We start from the raw sequence: 25,061 nt of genomic DNA on the forward strand, positions 1-25,061 counted from the left end.
GGTCGATATGTTTCAGGCAAAGGGTTTTGCCGGTGTCGATCCCGCATTTGAAAGGGGCGAAAAGATGGCTGATCCGTATATCGAAGACGATGGGGCTGAATTTCCAATCAACAATTGCGTGCAGTGTGGCCAGACAGACTATGAGCCGGGCTTTGGTGAGGACAAGGTCAAGCTCGGCAAGATGAAAACCATGGTGCGCCAGGGACCGAAGGCGAAATTTTTACCCAAGGTAGCGGCACCGGTCAGGAAGTAGATGCCCTGTATAGACCCCGTCATTGAGCGGGGTTTTTTATGCCTGAATGATTTTTTCTGGCGCCTGTTTTCTTGTCTGTTTTTTTCACAAAGTTTTCACAAGGTCTTACGTAATCTCAACTCATCCGTTAGAAAGCAACACCTGGCCCGTCTCCCCAGCGGGCTTTTTTTTGCCTGTCATAAAACCTTTTCCATAAACGTTGTCCAACCGTCGCCAATGGCGAGGTTAAGGTCAGTGCGTCTGGACTTTCTCGCCGCTAAAGCATTCAATCTCGCCCCTTTTTGATTTCCCCCCATTTTTGAGGTTCTTGTCATGCGTTTAACACTGCCCGCTCTGGTTCTGGGGCTTTTGGTTGCTCAAAGTGCAATGGCTGCTGGCGACGGCACGGCCGCGCTGGGTGGCGGTCTGGGTGGCGCGCTGGGTAACGTCGTCGGCCAAAGCATGGGTGGCAGCACGGGCGCAGCGATTGGTGCCGGTGTAGCGGGCGCAGCCGGCAGTGCGGTGGCAGCACGCAAAGGCAGTCGCACCAAAGCCGCGATCGGCGGCGGTGTGGGTGCAGCGGGCGGCTCGCTGATCGGCAACAGCCTGGGCGGCAAGACCGGCTCCACCATCGGTGCTGGTTTGGGCGGTGCATTGGGCGGCGGTGTTGGCAGCAACCTGGCCAAGGGCCACAAGCGGCACTGATACTGAGTGATCAGTTCAAAAGCCCGGCTTGATGCCGGGCTTTTTGTATCTAGCTGTTTCTCTTTCGCAGCTTTTGCATCTTTAGCGGTCCAACCGTCATCGCTGGCCGGATTCAGTGGTGGCAGGTGCTAGACTCCGCCGATCCGCAGCGCGTTCTTTTCCCCCGATGCGGAATTAGAGGTTCATATCATGCGTTTGACATTGTCCACGTTGGTTCTGGGACTTTTGGTCGCTCAAGGTGCAATGGCTGCCGGTGATGGCACCGCTGCAGTCGGCGGTGGCATTGGCGGTGCGTTGGGTAACGTGGTCGGCCAGCAAATGGGCGGCAGCACAGGTGCAGCTATTGGCGCAGGTGTGGGTGGCGCGGCGGGCAGTGCGGTTGGTGCGCCTAAAGGCAGCCGCACCGCAGCAGCCGTCGGTGGTGGCTTGGGCTCGGCGGGTGGTTCGGTGATTGGTAACAGCCTCGGTGGCTCAACCGGTTCCACCATCGGCGCGGGCCTGGGCGGTGCTGCGGGTGGCGCGGTGGGTAACAATCTGGGCACCGACAGCGGCAGTTCCCATTCCGGTAACGGGCAAAAACACAAACACAAGAATAAACACAAGAATAAACATCGCTGACTCGATAGCGAATAACAGTAGAAACCCGGCCTGGCGCCGGGTTTTTCGTTTGCGCGAGAAGTACTCCGGAACGTTTGACCCCAGGCTGCCTCGAAACCTCATACACACCTCAATATTGAGAGGTCTGCCATGACACCTGAAACCGAAGGCAAGGAAGAAAAAGGTCCGAGCGGATTACCATTTATCAATGATCCGGGTAATGAAGATCCGGGGTCGCTGATGGATGATGCAACGGTGCCGCTCAACGACGCCGATGACGCGGGTGACGTGGGCCAGACAGAGTTTGAAGATGAGTATGACGACGAAGACGAGCAATGATCAGCCGCTGCGATCGGAGCGACCGATCGTCCCCCAGATCGAACTGCATTCGTCACGCTGTCATCGAAATGTCAGGACCTGTTTTTCAGGCCCCTTGAGAGGTGCTTTATGAATGCTGAACCCAAAGACACCGATATCGATGATACCCCTGAGTACCCGCTGCCTTCGCCGACTGATTCGCTGAGTCGCGATCAGCGTCCACCGGATGATGAGGGTGGTGTGGAGCAGGTGCCTGACAGTGATGTAAAGCGCACGGATACTGATGTTGAAGCGCTTCCTGATGATCCGGATATTGCGGGGAAGGATGGCTCTAAAGAACCGAGTTGATCTTTTTCCGTGAAGAGTCGCCGAGTACGCGATGTATTGAACCCAGCTATCCGCTGGGTTTTTTGCATGGATAACTCATTACGACCCGTGGCGCCCCATGCTAGTGCGCTTATAAAACTGGCAGAGGTAGTAGAAACACGCGCAGAGTTCAGCCTCCGAAAGACGCGACCCAGCGCTGGTAAAAATCATGCTGCTGCTGAATGTCACTTGTAATGTCGGTCTCTTCGTAATCAAAGATGTTAACCACATCATCCGGTTCGGCCGGTCTACCCAACTGCAGTTCATACGCCGCTAACCCTGAGGACATTTGCGATGACATGCGCGAGGGATACACATTGAGTTTGGCGCCTTTGCATAAAAATTTAGTTTCCGGAAAATCAGCTCGCAACAGGCCAAAGCAAACGTAAAGATCACCGGCCGTATATGTTTTTCTTATGCCGTCTTCCATCACCAAAGTTAACGACAGCAGTTTCCGGTCGCATTCGATCACTGCCTTCTGAATAACCCCTCGGATGTTTGTACGTACTTCTATTATTTTCATCATGGCTTTCTGTTCGGATTAGGGGTTGAGTAGCCTTCGTAGCTGCCATCGGCACGCACGGGGGTTACACCGAGAATGTCTTTGCTATCTATTCCTCCGGGCATGGCAATTTCAGCCTCTCCTTTATGAGGGGAAAGCACACCCAGTTTTTTATTCACATCAATCCCGCGAATATTTTTTATTACGTACACAAACCCGTCTTCAAATCCGTAACCGGTTGCAAATTTTATAGCCTCTTTTTCAGAGGTGGTGGTGCTGACAAAAAAACTGGGAGGACTTCGGTTGTCGTGTGCGTGTAAATAAAGGTCCATGCTGTCTCCCAGAGGCTCAAATCCAGTCTCAAAAATTTCCCAGGATTCCCTCGAGTCTCCTCGGTACAAGTAACGATTGTTTGTTTTTGGGGATGGAGTGGCTGGCTCCCCTCCATCAGCCTTCACCTTCCCCGCCGGATCCTCAGCCCCCACCGCCGCCCCGCATTTCCCCGTCCCAGGACACTCACTCAACCCCAACGGATCAACCCACCCCGTCGGACTTCGCGTGTACTGATACTGGTTCAACCCTCCCGCCAACCCGCTCGGATCCGGCGTCAGATACCGTCCAACCTCCGGCTGGTAATACCGATGCCGGTTGTAGTGCAGCCCGGTTTCCGGGTCGAAGTACTGCCCCTGAAATCGCAACGGCTGGTCGAGGATCTGGTGGGTGTCTCGGTTGAGGCGAGTGAGGCGGCCGTAGGCGGTGTATCGGGCGGCCCAGACGATGTCACCGCTGTAGTCGGTGAGTTCCTGCGGTGTACCAAGATGGTCGAGTTGGTAGTAGAACGGGCAGGCCTTGCGCGGACCTTTGCCGTCGAGCATCGCCAGCGGGCGGAAGCTGCCCGGTTCGTAGACATAGCTGCGGTAGTGCTCGCGGCTGCTTTCGGCGACAAGGTTGTCGCCCTGCCAGAAGAACTCGGTGGTTTTGCCATCGACGGTTTTGCTGATACGACGGCCGAAGGCATCGTAGCGGTAGGCTGCCTGACTGCCGTTGGGCTGGGTGACGCCGACCAGCCGATGCTGGCAGTCGTAGCGGTATTCGGTGACAAGTTTTTGCGCAGTGCCACGGCGTTCGCGGATGAGGTTGCCGAAGCCGTCGTAATCGTAATGACGGTCGCCTTGCATCAGCAGGCGATTCCCAAGAACCTTCGCTACGCCATGGCGATCCTGCATCAGCAGATTTCCGGCCGGGTCGTGGGCGAAACTTTCCGGTTGCTGATCGCGGGAGTGACGGACACGAATCAGGCGGTCGAGCGCGTCGTAGTGGTAGCTGCGCTGGCCGTGGCGGGTGTCGGCGATGCTGTCGAGATTGCCATTAGCGTTGTAGGCATAATCGCGGCGATACAGCGATTGCTGCTGTTGGCTCACGGCGTGAGCTTTCAGACGCCCCTGGTCGTCGTACTGATAATTGCTGAGCAACAACCCCTGTCGGCGGGTTTGCTCGCGATCGGCCACGAAGGTATGCGACGTCAGGCGGGAACCATTGAGGTCAATGGCCGTCAGTGCACCGCCCTTGGCATGGTGGTAATCGAGCTTGCTGTTGTCCGGCAGACGCAGATGATTGAGTTGTCCAAGGGCATCGTAGCCATAGCGCAACGTGCCCCACCCTTGGTGTTCGGTGACTAGCCGATCCTGCTGGTCGTACTTGAATTCCAGTGGGTGATCGTGACTGTCATCGACGCTGACCAACCGTCCAAGACTGTCATAGCGGTACGCGACGTTGACGCCATCCGGCAGCGTCTTGACCAGCAACCGTCCAGTCGCATCCCGTTGATAAGCGGTAGCCAGTTGCGTGCCGTCATCACCGAACTCGGTTTTCTCCAGCAGATGACCGTTAAGGTCGTAGGCATACGCGGTGCGGCGGCCATCGAATCCGGTTTCTTGTCGGATCAGTCCATTGGGTGTGTAGTCCAGTTGATACTTTTCGCCGGATTCGTTTTCGATTTCGGTCAGCAACAGCCGCGCGTTGTCGTAGTGATAGCGCAGTTGGGTGCCGTCGGGATTGATCCGCCGACTGATCAGGTGCAGGTCGTCGAGGTATTCGTAGCGAGTGACGCGGCCCAGTTCATCGCGTTCGGCGGTGACCTTGCCGTAGGCGTTGTAGCTGAAGGCGCGACTGGCGCCTGTGGGAGAAGTCGTCTGGATCAGTCGTCCAACGGCGTCCCATTCGTACCGCGTGACGGCACCGTGTTCGTCCTGACGAGTAGTCCGCCGGCCAAACAGGTCGTAGGAAAAACGACGCTGACTACCGTTCGGCAAAGTCTCTTCGATCAACTGTCCCAAAGCATTACGGACGAAAAGATGCCGGCTGTTGTCCGGATAACGTGCCGACAGCAGCCGGCCTTTTTCGTCGTAGTGATAGTGGGTCAAGTGACCGTCAGGATCGGTCGCTTCGGTGACGTCACCCTGAGCGTTGCGCTGGTACTTCCAAACCGCTTTGCCGCGATACTGCGCATGCAGGAAACCATTGCGGTATTCGTAGGATGTCGGCTCGCCTTCAGGTGGAATCAGGGCTATCAGTCGCCCGATTTCGTCATAGCGGTATTGGGTAATCGCCCCCAGCGGATTCTTTTCGGCAATCAGCCGGCCCTGATCGTCATAGGCGTTGAAGTGTTCCGCTCCGTCCGGTTCAACCCGCTGCACGAGCCGCGCCTGATGATCGTGCTGGTAAAACGCTTCGTTGCCGTCGACGTTTTTTACCCGCACACCACCGTTGTCATCCCAGACATACCGCGTGTCCATTTGCGAAAACGACGCCCAATGTCGGACGCATCGCACAGACTTGCCGGACCTTTCCCACTCCCAGAAGAAACTTGCGCCACCGGCCAGTTGCCGCTGCAAAATGACCTGCTGTTCGTCGTAGTCGTAGCGCTCACGTTCACCGGCTGCGTTGGTCGCTTCGATCAAGCGATGGCAGGCGTCGTAGCGGTAGGCAACCAGTGTCTGCTCGGTACGCCAGGCGTCTTCCAGCGTGTCGGCGGGATGAAAGCTCTGATACTCGACCGCGGCGAGGTGTCGGCGGTCATAGCGCAATCGCAGCGAACGCCCGGCGCCGTTGTCGAGGCGCATGATTCTGTCGGACCTGTCGCGCTGCACCGTCAGCCGATTGCCATAAGCATCGCTGATGGCCGTCAGTCGTCCTGTCCGAAAGTGGTAAAAACGCGTTGCTTCGCCGGCCAGTGCGAGGATCAGTTCTTCTGGCTCGTCCCCCAGATAAATCGCCGCCCGCGAAAGGCTGTTGTGGATGGCCGGTCGTTCGCTGTTCGGCAGCGGGAAAGTGATGCGACGGTTTTCGTGGTCGATCCAGCTGACGTTTTTGCCATCGATTTCCAGCCGGTGCGCCAGGGAATGACTCCAGCCAAATCCGAGTCCGCAGTCGATTTCGACGGCACTGGTGCGATACACGCGGGTGAACTCGAACGGCAACAGACCATCAAGCGAGCCATCGATCAGGGTCAGCAGTTCTTCGCCGGTGACCATCGACACCGGGCAGCCATTGGTCACGGTGTTGTCCACTGAATCGACACTGTCACCGTTCGGGTTTTTCGCCGGGGCAGGGACATCATCGCGATGTTCCAGGCGGCTCAGGCGGGTCGTGGCTTCGGATTTGGCGCGAGCGATGGCGAGGGGATTGTTCACCTGCAATGCGGGTGATTCACCGGCGGTGATGAGTAACGGAACCGCCGGCGCGGGTTTGAGCGGCGCACTCCGGGCGTTGACCATCAAAGGTTTAAGCGCGCCCGCGTGATTGCCCAAATCAGCACGGGCGGTAAGGCTGGCCAAGCGCAAACCTGCCGCTGCCAGCCACTGGCGGGCTCGTTCGGACTTGACCTTGGCCAGCACTTTGGCGCTGATGCCGACCTGCAATCCTGCAGGACCAGTGAAGCGCGCCAGGAGGAAACCGATCAGTATTTCTGTGCGAATTTCCGCCACCACCTCGGCGATGAACTGCGGTGGCAACATCCGCAACCAAGTGGTGAAGGCGGCGAGGTGGATAAACATCAGCGGCTCATCGCTCAACATCAACAACATCTTGGCGATGGCCTCGGTCGAAGCATTCAGCAGCGTCGCGAGTTCAACCTCGGTCAGGTACTCAAGCAGTTTTTCGCTGTTGGCTTGCAGGTCCGCCATCAGCGCGTAGACCTGTTTCACGTTATCCCACAAACCGTGCAGCGACTTCTCGAAGCCACGCCAATCAGCCCGTTGCAGCAAGCCGTAGCGCTCGGTGAAACCGGCCTTGGAAAAATCCGCCCACAACGGCTCAAATTCGCTCGTCCACTCTTTGCGCAACCAGCCTTCAAGATCGTCGATCACGCTTTGATAAGAGGCGTAAAGCGCTTTGACATGATCCGTGGAAACGTTGGGAAAGAACGTGATGCGGTAACGCTGGCCACGCCAGCATTCGGGGATTTCGAGGATGCCGCTGGGGCCGATGACTTTGTGAATCGGCTCGCCAAATGTAGCGACGCCGTTGTCTTCGGCGAGCAGGGGTTCGAGCATCACCGGCGTATCGCCGATCGGCACGAAGCGCGCGGCTTCGAACATGTGCACAAGGGTCAAGGGGCCGCTGGCCGGGCACGTGGCGAGTGTCGAACTGACGGGCTCGGTAGAGTCTTTCGGTGCGCTTAAACGAACGTCGTTGCCGACCTTGAACACCTGCTCGACGTCCAGCGCCCATCCGGTCCAGAAGTTTTCCGCCCAGGCTTCGTAGTCGTTGAGGCAGAGACGAAAATCCCCGAGCAGCGCTTCGACGTCCGGTCGCCCGGGGTTCATGGCGGCGACCACGAGCAGACCGATGGCGTTGTTAAAGGCCGGGACCTTGTCGGGGTTGAACATTCGCAGTCTCTCGCGCGGATCGATATGGATCGCGAGACTTTGCGGGGGATCAACGGGGAAAGAAGTCGGGAAAGGAGGCGTTTGGTGTAGGGCGAATCGCTAAATCATGGGCCAGCGCTTCGGTTTGGGTTTCGCACCGTCGGGAGATTGCCCGTTGCTCTATGTCGGCCGCGCTCGTTATGCTGCTGAACCCTTTAATCAAATCCGCGATTCAGCCGTAGCTGAGTCGGTCGGGATGTCATTAAAAACGGATCAGATGCGATGAATGCACCGCTGAAAGCCTTCGGCCCGATCAAAGCCGTGATTTTCGATATGGACGGCTTGCTGCTGGACACCGAGGGCATTTACACCGAGGTCACGTCCATCATTGCCGGGCGCTATGGCCGGACTTTCGACTGGAGCGTCAAACAGAACATCATCGGCCGTGGCGCCGGCGATCTGGCGCGTTATGTGGTCGAGGCGCTGGAACTGCCGATCACTGCCGAGGAATTTCTGGTGATCCGCGAGCCACTGATGCGCGAGCGTTTTCCTACAGCGCGGGCGATGCCCGGTGCAGAGGAGCTGGTTCGGCACTTGAAGGCCAACAACATTCCGATCGCGGTCGGCACCAGTTCTTCGCGTCAGTCGTTCGGCCAGAAAACCACGTTGCACCGGGACTGGTTTGCGCTGTTCGACTTTGTGGTGACAGCGGATGACCCGGAGGTCGGCGCGGCCAAACCGGCGCCGGATATCTTCCTCACGGCAGCGCGACGTCTGGGTGTGGCGCCTGAGGATTGCCTGGTGTTCGAAGATTCGCCGTTCGGTGTCACGGCGGCGAAAGCGGCGGGAATGACGGCGATTGCGATCCCGGATGCGGCGATGGCTGATGAAAAATATGCACACGCCGATGGCATTCTTCGTACGCTGAAAGCGTTCACTCCGAGTGCATGTGGTTTGCCAGCGCTCAAATGGGCTTAACGACGGCAAATGTGGGAGCGGGCTTGCTCGCGAAAGCGGTGTGTCAGGCTACAGAGATGTCGACTGATGCACCGCCTTCGCGAGCAAGCCCGCTCCCACATTTGGACTGCGTCTAACTCATCAGGCGCCGAAACCACCGTCGATTGTCAGGCTAGCCCCGGTGATATAGCCGGCTTCCGGCCCTACAAGGTAGGCGACGAAACTGGCGATCTCTTCCGCTTTACCGTAACGGCCCACCGCCATCAGCGGGATCAGGCTCTCGGCGAAGTCGCCGCTGGCCGGGTTCATGTCGGTATCGACCGGGCCGGGTTGCACGTTGTTGATAGTGATGCCGCGCGGGCCGAGGTCACGGGCCAGGCCTTTGGTCAGGCCAACCAGGGCCGCTTTGCTCATGGCGTACGGGCCACCACCGGCGAAGGGCATGCGGTCAGCGTTGGTGCTGCCGATGTTGATGATGCGACCGCCTTCGGTCATGTGTTTCGCGGCGGCCTGGGTGGCGATGAACACGCTGCGTACGTTGATCGCCAGCGTCTGGTCGAAGTCTTCAAGTTTGAAATCTTCCAGCGGGGCAACGGCCAGCACGCCGGCGTTGTTGACCAGGATGTCCAGGCGACCGAAGGCTTTGACGGTGGCGCTCACAGCGTTGCGAATGGCCTCGGCGTCGGCACTGTCAGCCTTGATCGCCAGCGCCTTGCCGCCGCTACCGGTGATGCTGTTTTGCAACTCTTCGGCCTTGGCCGTGGAGCTGACGTAAGTGAAGGCAACGGTCGCGCCTTCAGCGGCCAGGCGTTTGACGATGGCTGCGCCGATGCCGCGCGACCCGCCTTGAATCAAAGCCACTTTGCCGCTGAGGTTCTGAGTAGTCATGTCGATCTCCAAAGTCCCGAGGCGATATGTCCCGGTTGATGGAGCCTAGTATCGATTCCGGATTACACGCTGAGTAGCCGGTACTTGCGATAGTCTGTGTAAACCAGAAGTTTATAGTGGCGCCTATGGAAACCTTCAGCAGTATCGAATGCTTCGTGCGCAGCGCGGAAGTTGGCAGCTTTGCCGAAGCGGCGCGACGACTGAGCCTGACGCCGGCAGCGGTGGGCAAGAGTGTTGCAAAACTTGAAGCGCGCCTCGGCGTGCGGCTGTTCCAGCGCAGCACCCGCAGCCTGACGTTGACCGAAGCCGGTCATCTGTTTCTCGGCGAAGTCAGTTCCAGTCTGATGACAATCCAGAATGCGGTGGCTAACCTCGCCAGCGCCGAAGGACGCCCGGCCGGTACGCTGAAAGTCAGCATGGGCACGGTGTTTGGGCGGTTATATGTCGTGCCGTTGCTGGGCGAGTTTCTGCGGCGGTTTCCGGCGATCAACCCGGATTGGCATTTCGATAACCGACAGGTCGATCTGATCGCTCAGGGATTCGATGCCGCGATAGGTGGGGGATTCGAGCTGCCGCAAGGCGTTGTGGCGCGCAAGCTGACGCCGGCCCATCGGGTGTTGGTGGCTTCGGCCGAGTATCTCGCAGGGCGTGAAGCGATCGTCGAGCCCGATGATCTCAAGCATCACGATGGCATCCTCATTCGGTCGCCACAGACGGGGCGCGTGCGTTCCTGGCAGTTGACCAGTCGCACTCAGCAACACAGTCCTTTGACGCTCAAGGCGCGGATGACCATGAGCGATTCGGAAGCGGCCTGTGCGACCGCGACACAGGGTTTGGGGATTGCGCTGGTGAGCATGCCGTTCGCAGTGGGGTATCTGGAGGCGGGGACGCTGCAGCGGGTGTTGCCGGACTGGTATGTCGACGATGGCAACATTTCCATCTATTACGCGGAGCACAAATTGTTACCGGGGAAGACCCGGGCGTTTGTGGATTTCATTATTGAGCAGTTTGCGGAGCAGGGGTTGGGATCGCGGTTTAGTGCGGTTTGAGTCGGCTGGAGACCGAGTCGCCCCCTTCGCGAGCAAGCCCGCTCCCACATTGGATCTGTGTCGTTCACAAATCCCCTGTGGGAGCGGGCTTGCTCGCGAAGAACGATAACGCGGTCTACCTGCCAAACGGCCCCGGCCAGCCAATAATCTTCTTCGGCCGTGGCGTCGCATACGTCCGCACCTTCGACGTCGACAAGCCCAACCGCACCAGCGACTCGGCAATGGCTACCGCCGCCGTCACACCATCCACCACCGGAACGCCGGTGCGTCGGCGAATCTGTTCATCCAGCCCGGCCATCCCGCCGCAACCGAGGCAGATCACCTCGGCCTTGTCTTCAAGCACCGCCCGTTCAGCCTGATGGATTATCGCTTCCAGCGCCCGTTGCGGATCGGATTCCAGCTCCAGCACCGCCAGGCCGCTGGCCCGCACCGACGCACAGCGGTCCCAGAGCCCGGACAGTTTCAGGCGGTCTTCGATCAGCGGCACCGTACGGTCCAGGGTGGTGACCACCGAATAGGCATGACCGAGGAACATCGCCGTGCTCGCCGCCGCGTCGGTGATGTCCACCACCGGAACGTTGAGCAATTCCTGCAAGCCTTCGCGGCCGTGCTCGCCGTAACCCGCCTGGATCACCGCATCGAAGGGTTGGTCGTAGGACATCACCCGGTCCATCACGGCGATAGCGGCCAGGTAGCTTTCAAAATTGCCCTCGATGGAGTCGGCGCCGAAACGTGGCGTCAGGCCGATAATTTCCGTGCCGGGCGCGGCGACGGCTTGAGCCGAACGTGCAATGGCCTGGGTGATGGATTCGGTGGTGTTGACGTTGACCACGAGAATTCGCATGGAAAGTCCTTATAGCTCGGTGTTCTGCGGCGATCAGCACTGCAGGAATGAACGTCGCCACCGCACGTAAATTGGCGCCACGGCTGTAGTAACAAGTGCCGTCGGGATCCTCGCTGTACAACTGCGACACGTTGACCTGACCTTTTCGTACAAGCCAGTAGTCGACCATGATCACGCCATACAACGGGCCGAGCAGGGCGCCGAGGCCGGACAGGAAATACTTGTTTTGTAGTAATTGTATACAAAACATGTATGCGCTTAAGCCAGAACCATGCCAATCAGCGATCTATGAAATTCGCCAGTAGTTTCGTTTTGTTATCTTTGAAGGGTAAGTGGCTGAAATAAAGGCGATATAAATAGACCGATTGAACAGGTAAATATTTTTTATCGGGACGTGTGGGAAAGGTCGACTGAGGCAGTCAGGAAGGGCGGATGTAGCCCTTTGGGGCGCAAAAACAAAAAGTGCACACATAAATGGCACCTATGGTGGCAGTCGTATGTACACATTTTTAAAGTCCAGCGCAGATCAAATGTGGGAGCGGGCTTGCTCGCGAAAGCGGTGTATTAGTCAATTCATGTGTCTACTGATACACCGCTTTCGCGAGCAAGCCCGTTCCCACAGGGGGGATTTCACAAGGCTTGGAGTTATGCCTTGGATTTACTGATGATATTCCCCGCATGCAACCCGCATTCTTTCTGCGTCGCCTCTTCCCACCACCAACGGCCTTCACGTTCATGCTGGTTCGGCAGCACCGGGCGGGTGCACGGTTCGCAGCCGATGCTGATGAAACCGCGTTCGTGCAGGCTGTTGTACGGCAGTTCAAGCATGCGGATGTAACCCCAGATCTCTTCGCTGGTCATTTGCGCCAGCGGGTTGAATTTGTACAGGGTGCGTTCCGGAGTGGAGAAAGCAGTGTCGATTTCCAGCACCGCGACGGCGCTGCGAGTGCCGGGGCTCTGGTCCCGGCGCTGGCCGGTGGCCCAGGCGGTCACGCCCGACAGCTTGCGGCGCAACGGTTCGATCTTGCGGATGCCGCAGCACTCGCCATGGCCGTCCTTGTAGAAGCTGAACAGGCCCTTTTCCTTCACGAACGGTTCAAGTTTCGTGTAGTCCGGCGACACCAGTTCGATGTCGATCTTGTAGTGCTCGCGCACCTGATCGATGAAGCGGTAGGTCTCGGGGTGCAAGCGACCAGTGTCGAGGCTGAACACTTTGACGTTCTTGTTCAGCTTCCAGGCCATGTCCACCAGCACCACGTCTTCGGCGCCGCTGAAAGAGATCCACAGATCATCGCCGAACTCGGCAAACGCGAGTTTCAGGATGTCTTGGGCGGATTTGTTGGCATAGGTCGTGGCGAGTTCCACGACATCGAACGATGGGCTCATCAGGGCGGCTTCCTACAGGTCGGTGGCGCTGGGCGCTCTATATGGGCTTGATGGTAACAAAATCCTGCAGTAACTGGCGCGCCCTCTGCGTTGCGCAGGTCCGCCCGAGTCGCTAGAGTTCGGCAGTCCTTTTGCTCGCTCGACTCAATAATCAATACAAATGGGAGTGTCTTGTGGAAATTGCGTGTCTGGATCTTGAAGGTGTGCTGGTCCCGGAAATCTGGATCGCCTTCGCTGAAAAAACCGGGATTGAATCCCTCAGGGCCACCACCCGGGACATCCCTGACTATGACGTGCTGATGAAGCAGCGCCTGCGGATTCTCGACGAGCACGGCTTGAAACTCACCGACATCCAGGAAGTGATCGCCACGCTCAAGCCACTGGACGGTGCTATCGAGTTCGTCAACTGGCTGCGCGAGCGCTTTCAGGTGGTGATTCTGTCAGACACGTTCTATGAGTTTTCCCAGCCGCTGATGCGCCAACTGGGCTTCCCGACCTTGCTCTGCCACCGTCTGATTACCGACGATGCCGGGCGGGTGACCAGCTATCAGTTGCGTCAGAAAGATCCGAAGCGTCAGTCGGTTCTGGCGTTCAAGAGCCTTTATTACCGGGTGATTGCGGCGGGGGATTCGTACAACGACACCACGATGTTGGGCGAGGCGGATGCGGGGATTCTGTTTCATGCGCCGGATAATGTGATTCGCGAGTTTCCGCAGTTCCCGGCGGTGCACAGTTTTGAGGAGTTGAAGCAGGAGTTCATCAAGGCTTCAAACCGGGCCTTGAGTTTATAGTCGTCTGGTCGGCCGCCTTCGCGAGCAAGCCCGCTCCCACTTTGGATCTGTGCCATGCCGAGGATCCAGTGTGGGAGCGGGCTTGCTCGCGAAGCTTTTAAAGGTTTTGCAAGGTGTCGAGCAGCACCTTCACCTTGGTAATCGACTCCTGATACTCGGCCTGCCACTCCGAGTCCGCGACGATCCCGCCGCCGCCCCAGCAACACACCTGCCCATCTTTCACCAGCAAGCTGCGAATGGCGATTGAACTGTCCATCTCCCCGCGCACATCCAGATACAGCAACGAACCGCAGTACAAACCGCGCCGGGTCGGCTCCAACTCATCGATGATCTGCATCGCGCGAATCTTCGGTGCGCCGGTAATCGAGCCACCCGGGAAGCTGCCGGCAATCAGGTCCAGGGCATCCCGGTCATCCGCCAGTTCGCCGGTCACGCTGCTCACCAGGTGATGCACGTTCGGATAACTTTCCAGGCTGAACAACTCCGGCACCCGCACCGAACCGATGCGGCATGTACGGCCGAGGTCGTTGCGCAGCAGATCGACGATCATCAGGTTTTCCGCGCGGTCCTTGGGGCTGGCCAGCAGTTCGGCGGCGTTTGCCGCATCTTCGGCGGCGGTCAGGCCGCGAGGGCGGGTGCCTTTGATCGGGCGGGTTTCAACGTGGCGTTCGCTGACTTTGACGAAACGTTCAGGCGACAGACTCAGCACTGCGCCACCGTCGGGCAGGCTCTGGAAACCGGAGAAGGGCGTCGGACACGCCGCCCGTAATGCGCAGTAAGCGGCCCACGGATCGCCTTCGCACTTGGCGCGAAAACGCTGGGCGAAGTTGACCTGGTAGCAGTCGCCTGCCTGGATGTATTGCTGAATGCGCTCTAGTGCCCGGCGATATTCATCAGCGCTCAGGTCGGCGCTCATCGGGGCTTTCAACTTGAAAGGTTCTACCGCTTCAACCGAACGTTCACTGAACAGTGCGATAAGACGCTGACGTTCGCTGTCGATCAGAGACGGGTGGAAGACCAACTGACTTGTAATCAGTTGGTGATCGGTGATCAGCGCCCAGTCGTACAGTCCGAAACGCGCATCTGGCAATTGCAAATCGTCTTGTGCCTGGCTCGGCATCTGCTCCAGATGCCGACCGAAGTCGTAGCTCAGGTAACCGATGAGGCCGCCAGCGAAGGGCAGGTCAAGCGGAGCATCGGCTTCACCGAGTCGTGTCAGATTGTCGCGAAGGCGTTGCAGGAAATCGCTGCCGCTTTCGTCAGGCAACACCGCCAGTTGTTCCAGCGGCCACGCACTGAGCAGGTCATAGCGACCGCGATCGGCTGTTGGCCGGCCGCTGTCGAGCAGTATGGCACCGGGGGCATGACGAATCGCCGCGAAGTACTCGGCGGGATTGGCGCGATAGGGCAGCGGGTGTACGGAACAGGTCAACATGGGCGGGGCAGATCAGCCATCGAGGCGGGGGTGGCGATTGTAGTCCTCTGCAGGATTTGCTCCTAGAGGGGATGTCGGTGTTGGGCAGATTGGGGGCAAGGTTAGATGCTGTAGTGACTTGGAGTCCGTCTTCGCGAGCAAGCCCGCTCCCACAGGTGACCGCGTTCCAATGTGGGAGCGGGCTTGCTCGCGAAGGGCGCGACTCTTTCTTGGATCAGCCCTCAACCGCAGGAATATGCCCGAACATCTCCTGAGCAAACTCGACCCGCTCCTGCACTGTCTCGGTAATCCCGCGAGCCTTCAGCTCTTCCAGGCGCGCCTCGACCGCATGGGTGCGCAACGTCAGCCCGCAATCATTGGCAATCTGAATGTTCAACCCCGGCCGGGCGTTCAGCTCAAGAATCAACGGCCCTTTCTCCTGGTCCAGCACCATGTCGACACCGATGTAACCCAGCCCGCACAGCTCATAGCAGCCGGCGGCGAGTTTCATGAAACCGTCCCAGTAGGGCAGTTGCACACCGTCCACCGCGTTGGTGGTGTCCGGGTGTTTGGTGATGATGTTGTTCAGCCAGGTGCCGCGCAGGGTCAGGCCGGTGGCGAGGTCGACACCGACGCCGATGGCGCCCTGGTGCAGGTTGGCCTTGCCGCCGGACTGGCGTGTCGGCAGGCGCAACATCGCCATCACCGGATAGCCCATCAGCACAATGATGCGGATATCCGGTACGCCTTCGTAACTGATGCTTTTGAAAATCTGATCGGGGGTCACGCGGTATTCAATCAGCGCGCGATCGCGGTGACCGCCCAGGGAGTACAGGCCGGTGAGGATGCTGGAGACATGGTGCTCGATTTCCTCATGACTGATGATCTTGCCGGACACCGTGCGATAGCGCCCCTCGAAACGGTCGGCAACCACAATGATGCCGTCGCCGCCCGCGCCCTGGGCCGGTTTGATCACGAAGTCGTTGCGCCCGCCGATGATCTCGTCGAGGTTGTCGATCTCTTTCTCGGTGGAAATCACGCCATACAGTTCAGGCACGTGAATGCCGGCGGCGATGGCTCGCTCCTTGGTGATGATCTTGTCATCGACGATCGGGTACAGGCTGCGCTTGTTGTACTTGAGCACGTAGTCCGCGTTGCGCCGATTGATCCCCATGATGCCCCGCGCTTCCAGGGCCTTCCAGGTCTTCCAGAAACCGAACATCAGGCGTCAGCCTTTTTCAGGAACGCCTTGAAACGGACCAGTTCGGTCAGGCGGTAGCCGCGATAGCGACCCATCGCCAGCATGAAGCCCACCAGGATCAGCAGGATCGCCGGGAAGGTGAACACGAAGTACACCAGTTCCGGCACGCTCATGATCAGGTGCGCCAGAGTGGCGGCGAACAAGGTGCCGATCGCCACTTTCATCGCATGCCCGGAACCGCGTTCTTCCCAGGTGATCGACAGGCGTTCGATGGTCATGGTCAGAATCACCATCGGGAATAGCGCCACGGACAACCCGCGTTCCAGGCCGAGCTTATGGCTGAGCAGACTGATCGCCGCGATCAGCACCACGACAAAGGTCAGCACCACCGACAGCCTTGGCAACATTTGCAGTTTCAGGTGTTCAAGGTACGAGCGCAGCGACAGCCCCAGCGCGGTGATGATGGTGAACAGCACGATGCCGAAGCCGAGCTGGGTTTCGCGGAAGGCGAGGGCGATCAGTACCGGGGTAAAGGTGCCGAGGGTCTGCAAGCCGATCAGGTTGCGCAGGATCAGGATCACCAGCACGCCGATCGGGATCATCACCATGATCATGAAGGTCTGCTGGGTTTGCAGCGGCAGCCCGTACAGCGAGTATTCGAGGAAGTTGGCGTCGGTGTTTTCGTCGGTCAGCTTGGCCAGGCGAATGGCGTTCATTTCGCTGTTGTTCAGGCTGAACGTGACGGTGGCTTTCTTGCCGCCATCGACGGTGATCAGGTTTTCGTCACCGGTCCACCACAGCAGGCGGTCGGTCGGCAGGCCTTGCTCGCCGGTTTCCGGGTTGAAGTACAGCCAGTCGGTGCCGTTGAAGCTGCGCAGCCAGAGTTCCGGTGTCTGCGGTTGGTCGGCAACCAGACGGATGGTGTGGACTTTTTCCACCGGCACGTGGGCGATGGACAGTACCAGTTCGACGATTTTGGCCTTGTGCCCGCTGGACGGGTCGCCGCCCAACAACAGCTTCACGTTGTCGTCGTTGAGGTTGTTGACCCGCTTGATCGCTTCGCCGATGAAGGTTTCAACGTCGGCCGAGTGCTGGCGAATCGGTGCGAGCAGGGCTTCGGCGGCGACTTTTTCCGCGCCTTCGACGGCGATGCTGTCGCGGAAGGTCGGGCCTTTGATCTTGGATTTTTCACCGGTGTAGCGCTTGGTCAGCACCAGACGGTAATAAAGCGTCTGGTTGCCCTTGGCCCGACGCGCCGACCAGGTGACTTTGCGATTACCGTCGACACGGTTCACGGCCACGCCGTAGTTATTGGAAATGAAGCTCTCGTTGAGGCTGACGTAATCGCGGCTCAGCGGCGGCACGAACATCTGGATCTTGACCGGGTCCTTGGCATTGGGGACGAACTCGACCTTGGCGTCGATGTTCCACAAGTCGTCGGTGGCATCTTCGGTCACCGGAATGCCAAGCACGAAGATCTGATAGGCCGTAACTGAAATGCCCAGCACCACCAGGATGGCGATCAGCATTTTCAGATGGAGGGTAAGAGAGCGCATTGGAATTACTCTGCGGTATGTGCGTCGGTGGCGCAGGCGGGTTTGCCAGCAGCGTATTTAAGACTGGGGTCGACCAGCGCATCAAAGCGCTTGAGCGCTTCGGAGCCGATCAGGAGCGGATATTGGAAGGCACTTCGGTCGGTCAAGTTCACTTCGATGCTGCGTAAAGCCGAACCCATGCAGATATCCAGCTCGATCACCGGACGGGCGGTGTACTTTTTGCCTTCTTCCGGATCGTAGTCGCCGGCGCGGCGCTTGATCTTGCTGACGCGGGCCAGTGGCCGTTCGATCGGGTGCGAGTGCGCCGCGTCGATCGCCAGATAGAAGCGCACCCAGGACTCGCCATTGCGTTTGAAGCGTTTGATGTCGCGGGCGCTCAGGGAAGCGGTTTTCGCCCCGGTGTCGAGTTTCGCCGCGACTTCCAGGTTGATGCCTTCCAGCGAGGCGTACTCGTTGAGGCCGTACACGGTCTTTTCCCCCGCCGCGGCGACACCGGGCAGGCAAAGCAGATAAAGGAAGGTGGGGAAGGGCTTGAGTCTCATAAATCCTGGTGCGCAGCGGTCCGTGTTTCGATTCAAGGCCCTGGCATCGCTGCGCAAGCTCCCTCGTATGCCTATCAGCTATTTATGACAATGAGTGCAGATGTCACAAACAAATGCGGGCGGCATTCTAGCACGGTGGTTTTATGGCGCCAGCGCTGGGGGCTTCGGCGCTCTGTTCGTTTGGGTGTATATCCGTTTTTGCGGTAACGGCGGCTATTGGTTTCGCTTTTACAGCGAGTCACTTTGAAAAGCGCAAAGTAACCCAACGCTCTTGCCCCACCACTCGGCACCTCGCTAGGGCTCGGTGTGCCCGCACTCCGGCATTGCTCCGCGGGTCGCCGCGATGGGCCATCCGTGGCCCAGCGCGGCTAAACCGGCATCCTTGCCGGTTTCCCCGCTGCGCAAAGCCTGCGTTCGGCCATCGTGGTTAACGGGGCGCCTTAGATCAAAATCAAAACCGCGGCGGCCTCTGGGCCGACCGAGGTCTCAAGCGGGCGCGCTACGCTTATTTGACCATGCACATCCTCTGGGCTGACGCGATCCCCTTTAGGAGCGAGCCTGCTCGCGACGGACGTTAACGATAACGTGTGCTGTCTGAATGAACGCGTTGGCTGGACGTTTTTCGCCGGCAAGCCGGTCTCGCTCCTACAGGGGGTATGCGTACGACCAGAGAGCCAGGTCGGCTATCAGGCCGCCTCGATTTTGATTTTGATCTAAGGCGCCCCGTTAACCACGCTGGCCGAACGCAGGTATTGCGTAGCGGGGAAACCGGCAAGGATGCCGGTTTAGCCGCGCTGGGCCAGGGATGGCCCATCGCGGCGACCCGCGGAGCAATGCCGGAGTGAGGGCACACCGAGCCTAAGCGAGGTGCCGAGTGGTGGGGCAAGAGCCTTTGCTTACTTTGGGCTTTTCAAAGTGACTCGCTGTAAAAGCGAAACCAATAGCCGCCGTTACCGCAAAAACGGATATATACGCGATTCAGGACCCGCATCCACTCCCCGCAAAACCAATCCAGTTATTAGACGATTGTCGACAATGCCAATTTATCCTTTGACTATTAACCCTGTATTCGCTAGTTTTTGCCGCATCAGCTTCCAAGGTGTCAACAATATGCTGGATCAACTCGATCCCCCGGTCATTGCCCAGGACGATTCGGAAACGCTTTCCGAGAACGTCTTCCGGCGCATTCAGGCAGCCATCGTCAAGGGCGAGATCGCCCCGGGCAGCAAGATCTCCGAACCGGAACTGGCGCGCACCTATGGCATCAGCCGTGGCCCGTTGCGTGAAGCGATCCACCGTCTGGAAGGCCAGCGCCTGCTGGTTCGTGTGCCGCACGTCGGGGCGCGGGTGGTTTCCCTGAGCCACGCCGAGCTGCTGGAACTCTATGAAATCCGCGAGTCCCTCGAAGGCATGGCCTGCCGTCTTGCGGCGGAACGCATGACCGTCGAAGAAATCGACGAACTGCGCCGCGTCCTCGAAACCCACGAGCGCGATGCGGCGTTTCAGGCCGGTGTCGGCTATTACCAGCAGGAAGGCGATTTCGACTTTCATTACCGGATCATCCAGGGCAGCGGCAACCGCACGCTGACGCAGATGCTCTGCGGCGAGCTCTATCAACTGGTGCGCATGTACCGCATCCAGTTTTCCACCACACCCAATCGCCCGCGCCAGGCCTTTGCCGAGCACCACCGGATTCTCGACGCCATCGCCGACCGTGACGGTGAACTGGCCGAGTTGTTGATGCGCCGTCACATCGGCGCCTCCAAACGCAATATCGCCCGTCATTACCAGGACGGCGCCACTAAGACAGCCACTGAACGAGGTGAGTCATGAGTTTCAACAAGAGCACTCCAGGCCAGCGTTTCCGCGATGCGGTCGCCAGCGAGCATCCGCTGCAAGTGGTCGGCGCGATCAACGCCAACCATGCGCTGCTGGCCAAGCGCGCCGGTTTCAAGGCGATTTACCTGTCGGGTGGCGGGGTGGCTGCCGGCTCCCTCGGCGTGCCGGACCTGGGCATCACCGGCCTGGATGACGTGCTGACCGACGTGCGCCGCATCACCGACGTCTGCGACCTGCCGCTGCTGGTGGACGTGGACACCGGTTTCGGTTCCTCGGCGTTCAACGTTGCGCGCACCGTCAAGTCGATGATCAAGTTCGGCGCGGCGGCGATTCACATCGAAGACCAGGTCGGCGCCAAGCGCTGCGGTCACCGTCCTAATAAAGAGATCGTTTCGCAGCAGGAAATGGTCGACCGCATCAAGGCTGCGGTTGATGCGCGCACCGATGACAGCTTCGTGATCATGGCCCGCACCGATGCGCTGGCCGTTGAAGGTCTGGAGTCCGCACTGGATCGCGCTGCGGCGTGCATCGAGGCCGGCGCCGACATGATCTTCCCGGAAGCCATCACCGAACTGGAGATGTACAAGCTGTTCGCCAGTCGCGTGAAAGCGCCGATCCTGGCCAACATCACCGAATTCGGCGCGACGCCGCTGTACACCACCGAGCAGTTGGCCGGTGCCGATGTGTCGCTGGTGCTATACCCATTGTCCGCGTTCCGCGCCATGAACAAAGCTGCGGAAAACGTCTACACCGCGATCCGCCGCGACGGCACGCAACAGAACGTGATCGACACCATGCAGACGCGCATGGAGCTTTACGATCGCATCGACTACCACACGTTCGAGCAGAAGCTCGATGCGTTGTTTGCCGCCAAAAAGTAATGAAAGCCCTGTAGGAGCGAAGCTTGCTCGCGATGGTCGCCAACGATAACGCGGGAAACCTGATGCCCCGCGGCGATCTGATGTTTTTCGCGAGCAAGCTCGCTCCTACAAGTTTCCCCAACAAATTCAAAAATACTGGAGACAGCAATGGCCGAAGCAAAAGTACTCAGTGGCGCCGGGCTCCGTGGCCAGGTTGCCGGGCAAACCGCACTGTCCACCGTGGGCCAGTCGGGCGCAGGCCTGACCTATCGCGGCTACGACGTTCGCGAACTGGCGGCTGACGCCCAGTTCGAAGAAGTCGCCTACCTGCTGCTGTACGGCGAACTGCCGACCAAAGCACAACTCGCTGCTTACGAGGACAAACTGAGCAAGCTGCGCGACCTGCCGCAAGCGCTCAAGGAAGTGCTGGAACGCATCCCCGCCGACGCTCATCCGATGGACGTGATGCGCACCGGTTGCTCGTTCCTCGGCAACATCGAGCCGGAGAAAGATTTCTCCGAGCAGCACGACAAAACCGACCGGCTGCTGGCCGCATTCCCGGCGATCATGTGCTACTGGTATCGCTTCAGCCACGACGGCAAGCGCATCAGCTGCGTGAGCGACGAACAGTCCATCGGCGGCCATTTCCTGCACCTGCTGCACGACAAGAAACCGAGCGAGCTGCACGTCAAAGTGATGAACGTTTCGCTGATCCTCTACGCGGAACACGAATTCAACGCCTCGACCTTCACTGCTCGGGTGTGCGCATCGACCTTGTCCGACCTGTTCTCCTGCGTCACGGCCGCCATCGGCTCCCTGCGCGGTCCGCTGCACGGCGGCGCCAACGAAGCGGCGATGGAAATGATCGAGCGCTTCTCGTCGCCGGAAGAGGCGATCAAAGGCACCCTCGGCATGCTCGAGCGCAAGGACAAGATCATGGGCTTCGGCCACGCGATCTATAAGGACAACGATCCACGCAACGAGGTGATCAAGGGCTGGTCGAAAAAACTCGCTGACGAAGTGGGCGACACGGTGTTGTTCCCGGTGTCCGAAGCCATCGACAAGACCATGTGGGAGCAGAAAAAACTGTTCCCGAACGCCGACTTCTACCATGCGTCGACGTACCACTTCATGGGCATTCCGACCAAGTTGTTCACGCCGATTTTCGTTTGCTCGCGCCTGACCGGCTGGGCAGCGCATGTGTTCGAACAACGTGCCAACAACCGCATCATCCGCCCGAGCGCCGAATACACCGGCGTCGAACAGCGCAAGTTCGTGCCAATCGAACAACGCTGAATGGTGGGGCTAACGCACTGGTTACTGACTGAACCGGAAACCATTGTGGGAGCGGGCTTGCTCGCGAAGACGGACCGACATTCAACATTGATGTCGACTGAAAAACCGCTTTCGCGAGCAAGCCCGCTCCCACATTTGACCGAGTCCACTTCAGTACCGATGCCGGCCCACCTTTTGAAATTACCGTGACCGAGTCCTGACGATGAACACTGAATTCCGTAAACCGCTGCCCGGCAGCCATCTGGATTACTTCGACGTCCGTGCGGCTGTCGAAGCCATCCAGCCCGGCGCCTACGACACTCTGCCGTACACCTCCCGCGTGCTGGCGGAAAACCTGGTGCGTCGCTGCGATCCGGCCACGCTCACCGAATCCCTGAAGCAATTCATCGAGCGCAAACGCGACCTCGACTTTCCGTGGTTCCCGGCCCGCGTGGTGTGCCACGACATTCTCGGCCAGACCGCGCTGGTCGACCTCGCCGGCCTGCGTGACGCCATCGCCCTGCAAGGCGGCGACCCGGCGCAAGTAAACCCGGTGGTGCCGACGCAACTGATCGTCGACCACTCCCTGGCCGTCGAGCGCGGTGGCTTCGATCCCGAGGCGTTCGAGAAGAACCGCGCCATCGAAGACCGTCGCAACGAAGACCGTTTCCACTTCATCAACTGGACCAAGAAAGCGTTCAAGAACGTTGACGTGATTCCGCCCGGCAACGGGATCATGCACCAGATCAACCTGGAGAAAATGTCTCCGGTGATTCAGGTGCGCGATGGCGTGGCGTTCCCTGATACCTGCGTCGGCACCGACAGTCACACCCCGCATGTCGATGCGCTGGGCGTGATCGCCATCGGCGTCGGTGGTCTGGAAGCCGAGAGCGTGATGCTCGGCCGCGCATCGTGGATGCGTCTGCCGGAAAGCGTCGGCGTCGAACTGACCGGCAAGCTGCAACCGGGCATCACCGCCACCGACATGGTGCTGGCGCTGACCGAGTTCCTGCGCAAGCAAAAAGTCGTTGGCGCATGGCTGGAATTCTTCGGTGAAGGCGCCTCCGCGCTGACCCTCGGCGACCGCGCAACCATTTCCAACATGGCCCCGGAATACGGCGCCACCGCGGCGATGTTCTACATCGACCAGCAAACCATCGACTACCTCAAACTCACTGGCCGTGAAGACGAGCAAGTGCAACTGGTCGAGCATTACGCCAAGACCACGGGCCTGTGGGCCGACAGCCTGAAGGGCGCGCAATACGAGCGCGGCTTGACCTTCAACCTGTCCTCGGTGGTGCGCAACATGGCCGGCCCGAGCAATCCGCACGCCCGCGTTGCGACCTCGGATCTGGCCGCTCAGGGCATCTCCGGCCAGTGGGACGACGTGCCCGGCCAGATGCCGGACGGCGCGGTGATCATCGCCGCCATCACCAGCTGCACTAACACCAGCAACCCGCGCAACGTGATTGCCGCCGGCCTGCTGGCGCGCAACGCGAACAAGCTCGGTCTGACCCGCAAGCCGTGGGTCAAATCGTCCCTGGCGCCGGGTTCGAAAACCGTGGCGTTGTATCTTGATGAAGCGGGCCTGACTGACGAGCTGGAACAACTCGGTTTCGGCGTCGTGGCCTTCGCCTGCACCACCTGCAACGGCATGTCCGGTGCGCTCGATCCGGTGATCCAGCAAGAGATCATCGACCGCGACCTGTACGCCACCGCCGTGCTCTCCGGCAACCGCAACTTCGACGGCCGGATTCACCCGTACGCCAAACAAGCATTCCTCGCTTCGCCGCCGTTGGTGGTCGCGTATGCCATCGCCGGCACCATCCGTTTCGATATCGAAAAAGATGTGCTGGGCCTGGATGCGAACGGCAAGGAAATCCGCCTGAAAGACATCTGGCCGAGCGACGAAGAGATCGACGCGGTGGTCAAAGCCTCGGTCAAACCAGAGCAGTTCCGTCAGGTCTACATCCCGATGTTCGCCATCCATGAAGACACCGGCCCGAAGGTCACGCCGCTGTACGACTGGCGCGAGATGAGCACCTACATCCGTCGTCCGCCGTACTGGGAAGGCGCGCTGGCCGGTGCGCGTCCGCTCAAGGGCATGCGCCCGCTGGCGGTGCTGCCGGACAACATCACCACCGATCACCTGTCGCCGTCGAACGCGATCATGCTCGACAGCGCCGCCGGCGAATACCTGGCGAAAATGGGCCTGCCGGAAGAGGACTTCAACTCCTACGCCACGCACCGCGGCGACCACCTGACCGCGCAGCGCGCCACCTTCGCCAACCCGAAACTGTTCAACGAAATGGTCCAGGAAAACGGCAAGGTCAAGCAGGGCTCGCTGGCCCGCGTCGAGCCGGAAGGCCAGGTGATGCGCATGTGGGAAGCCATCGAAACCTACATGGAACGCAAGCAGCCGCTGATCATCATTGCCGGCGCCGACTACGGTCAGGGTTCATCCCGCGACTGGGCTGCGAAGGGCGTGCGTCTGGCCGGTGTGGAAGCGATTGCCGCCGAAGGTTTCGAACGCATTCACCGCACCAACCTGGTGGGCATGGGCGTGTTGCCGCTGGAGTTCAAACCGGGCACCGACCGCCACACCCTGGCCATCGACGGCAGTGAAACCTACGACGTGATCGGCGAGCGCACGCCGCGCGCCGAGCTGACGCTGGTGATCAACCGCAAGAACGGTGAGCGCGTCGAAGTGCCGGTGACCTGCCGTCTCGACACCGCTGAAGAAGTGTCGATCTATGAGGCCGGCGGCGTGTTGCAACGCTTCGCTCAGGACTTCCTCGAAGAATCGGCAGTCGCCGTCTAAAACCCGGTTTGCGGGCAGGGGATTTCAAGTCTCTTGCCCGCTATGAAGGA

The 25,061-nt window shown here is 59.4% G+C and carries 21 protein-coding genes and 1 pseudogene; 12 read left to right on the forward strand and 10 right to left on the reverse strand.

The features are described 5' to 3' along the window. Positions 1–64: 64 nt before the first annotated feature. From ACA073_RS08715 to ACA073_RS08735, 5 genes are all read left to right on the forward strand, one after another. Positions 65–253 carry a hypothetical protein gene (locus tag ACA073_RS08715; protein WP_497404025.1) on the forward strand — a complete coding sequence of 63 codons (189 nt, stop codon included), beginning with the start codon at positions 65–67 and terminating at the stop codon, positions 251–253. A 312-nt stretch (positions 254–565) separates the two neighbouring features. Further along, on the forward strand, positions 566–937 hold the full coding sequence (locus ACA073_RS08720; RefSeq protein WP_497402922.1) for a bacteriocin: 372 nt from the start codon (positions 566–568) through the stop codon (positions 935–937). 189 nt (positions 938–1,126) lie between these two features. After that, complete coding sequence (locus tag ACA073_RS08725) at positions 1,127–1,555, forward strand: glycine zipper domain-containing protein (protein WP_497402923.1); 429 nt, start codon at positions 1,127–1,129, stop codon at positions 1,553–1,555. Positions 1,556–1,684: 129 nt separating this feature from the next. Beyond that, a complete protein-coding gene (locus tag ACA073_RS08730; protein ID WP_497402924.1) occupies positions 1,685–1,873 on the forward strand; it encodes a hypothetical protein in 189 nt (62 codons plus the stop codon). A 108-nt stretch (positions 1,874–1,981) separates the two neighbouring features. Further along, entirely contained in the window at positions 1,982–2,200 is a 219-nt protein-coding gene (locus tag ACA073_RS08735; RefSeq protein WP_497402925.1) for a hypothetical protein, read from the forward strand. Positions 2,201–2,348: 148 nt separating this feature from the next. On the opposite strand, the gene ACA073_RS08740 is transcribed toward ACA073_RS08735, so the two are convergent. Together ACA073_RS08740 and ACA073_RS08745 are read right to left on the reverse strand one after the other, a co-directional pair. Next, positions 2,349–2,741: a hypothetical protein gene (locus ACA073_RS08740; protein WP_497402926.1), complete on the reverse strand. Its 393-nt coding sequence runs from the start codon at positions 2,739–2,741 to the stop codon at positions 2,349–2,351. Further along, positions 2,741–7,609: an RHS repeat-associated core domain-containing protein gene (locus ACA073_RS08745; RefSeq protein WP_497402927.1), complete on the reverse strand. Its 4,869-nt coding sequence runs from the start codon at positions 7,607–7,609 to the stop codon at positions 2,741–2,743. The genes ACA073_RS08740 and ACA073_RS08745 overlap by 1 nt, the downstream gene beginning before the upstream one ends. 261 nt (positions 7,610–7,870) lie before the next feature. On the opposite strand from ACA073_RS08745, the gene ACA073_RS08750 reads away from it, so the two are divergent. Continuing rightward, positions 7,871–8,566 (forward strand): HAD-IA family hydrolase, encoded by a 696-nt coding sequence (locus tag ACA073_RS08750; protein ID WP_497402928.1) that lies wholly within the window; start codon positions 7,871–7,873, stop codon positions 8,564–8,566. Positions 8,567–8,686: 120 nt separating this feature from the next. Here ACA073_RS08750 and ACA073_RS08755 read toward each other — a convergent pair whose 3' ends face one another. Further along, the gene (locus ACA073_RS08755) at positions 8,687–9,433 is read right to left on the reverse strand and encodes a 3-oxoacyl-ACP reductase family protein (RefSeq protein ID WP_497402929.1); all 747 of its coding nucleotides are present in this window, start codon (positions 9,431–9,433) and stop codon (positions 8,687–8,689) included. A gap of 125 nt (positions 9,434–9,558) precedes the next feature. Between ACA073_RS08755 and ACA073_RS08760 the strand changes: the two genes are divergently transcribed. Next, a complete protein-coding gene (locus tag ACA073_RS08760; RefSeq protein ID WP_497402930.1) occupies positions 9,559–10,482 on the forward strand; it encodes a LysR family transcriptional regulator in 924 nt (307 codons plus the stop codon). A 115-nt stretch (positions 10,483–10,597) separates the two neighbouring features. Here the strand turns inward: ACA073_RS08760 and ACA073_RS08765 are convergent, their stop codons facing one another. The 3 genes and pseudogenes from ACA073_RS08765 to ACA073_RS08775 form a co-directional block, all read right to left on the reverse strand. Beyond that, positions 10,598–11,326 (reverse strand): aspartate/glutamate racemase family protein, encoded by a 729-nt coding sequence (locus tag ACA073_RS08765; RefSeq protein WP_497402931.1) that lies wholly within the window; start codon positions 11,324–11,326, stop codon positions 10,598–10,600. Positions 11,327–11,354: 28 nt separating this feature from the next. Further along, positions 11,355–11,546: pseudogene (locus ACA073_RS08770) on the reverse strand (cytosine permease); the annotation flags it as partial. Positions 11,547–11,971: 425 nt separating this feature from the next. Then, on the reverse strand, positions 11,972–12,712 hold the full coding sequence (locus tag ACA073_RS08775) for a phosphoadenylyl-sulfate reductase (RefSeq protein WP_008042297.1): 741 nt from the start codon (positions 12,710–12,712) through the stop codon (positions 11,972–11,974). 173 nt (positions 12,713–12,885) lie between these two features. Here ACA073_RS08775 and thrH point away from each other — a divergent pair, with 173 nt between their 5' ends. Beyond that, positions 12,886–13,503, forward strand: coding sequence for a bifunctional phosphoserine phosphatase/homoserine phosphotransferase ThrH (gene thrH, locus ACA073_RS08780; protein ID WP_497402932.1), 618 nt, complete (start codon positions 12,886–12,888; stop codon positions 13,501–13,503). A 97-nt stretch (positions 13,504–13,600) separates the two neighbouring features. Here the strand turns inward: thrH and pabB are convergent, their stop codons facing one another. The 4 genes from pabB to rloA form a co-directional block, all read right to left on the reverse strand. Next, positions 13,601–14,938, reverse strand: coding sequence for an aminodeoxychorismate synthase component I (pabB, locus tag ACA073_RS08785; RefSeq protein WP_497402933.1), 1,338 nt, complete (start codon positions 14,936–14,938; stop codon positions 13,601–13,603). A gap of 214 nt (positions 14,939–15,152) precedes the next feature. Further along, positions 15,153–16,139, reverse strand: a complete 987-nt coding sequence (locus tag ACA073_RS08790; protein ID WP_497402934.1) for an alpha-L-glutamate ligase-like protein — start codon at positions 16,137–16,139, stop codon at positions 15,153–15,155. Continuing rightward, the gene (gene rloB, locus ACA073_RS08795; protein ID WP_497402935.1) at positions 16,139–17,674 is read right to left on the reverse strand and encodes an osmotic stress tolerance membrane protein RloB; all 1,536 of its coding nucleotides are present in this window, start codon (positions 17,672–17,674) and stop codon (positions 16,139–16,141) included. The genes ACA073_RS08790 and rloB overlap by 1 nt, the downstream gene beginning before the upstream one ends. A gap of 5 nt (positions 17,675–17,679) precedes the next feature. Next, complete coding sequence (rloA, locus tag ACA073_RS08800; RefSeq protein WP_497402936.1) at positions 17,680–18,216, reverse strand: retropepsin-like aspartic peptidase RloA; 537 nt, start codon at positions 18,214–18,216, stop codon at positions 17,680–17,682. 1,113 nt (positions 18,217–19,329) lie between these two features. Here rloA and ACA073_RS08805 point away from each other — a divergent pair. The 4 genes from ACA073_RS08805 to acnD all read left to right on the forward strand — a co-directional run bounded on the left by ACA073_RS08805 (position 19,330) and on the right by acnD (position 25,011). After that, positions 19,330–20,049 carry a GntR family transcriptional regulator gene (locus ACA073_RS08805; protein ID WP_497404027.1) on the forward strand — a complete coding sequence of 240 codons (720 nt, stop codon included), beginning with the start codon at positions 19,330–19,332 and terminating at the stop codon, positions 20,047–20,049. Beyond that, positions 20,046–20,936 carry a methylisocitrate lyase gene (gene prpB / locus ACA073_RS08810; protein ID WP_461951125.1) on the forward strand — a complete coding sequence of 297 codons (891 nt, stop codon included), beginning with the start codon at positions 20,046–20,048 and terminating at the stop codon, positions 20,934–20,936. Before ACA073_RS08805 ends, prpB begins: the two co-directional genes overlap by 4 nt. Before the next feature lie 147 nt (positions 20,937–21,083). Next, the gene (prpC, locus tag ACA073_RS08815; protein ID WP_497402937.1) at positions 21,084–22,211 is read left to right on the forward strand and encodes a bifunctional 2-methylcitrate synthase/citrate synthase; all 1,128 of its coding nucleotides are present in this window, start codon (positions 21,084–21,086) and stop codon (positions 22,209–22,211) included. Between the two features lie 202 nt (positions 22,212–22,413). Beyond that, a complete protein-coding gene (gene acnD, locus ACA073_RS08820) occupies positions 22,414–25,011 on the forward strand; it encodes a Fe/S-dependent 2-methylisocitrate dehydratase AcnD (RefSeq protein ID WP_497402938.1) in 2,598 nt (865 codons plus the stop codon). Positions 25,012–25,061 lie beyond the last annotated feature (50 nt).

This window comes from Pseudomonas sp. LBUM1670, from assembly GCF_059695695.1.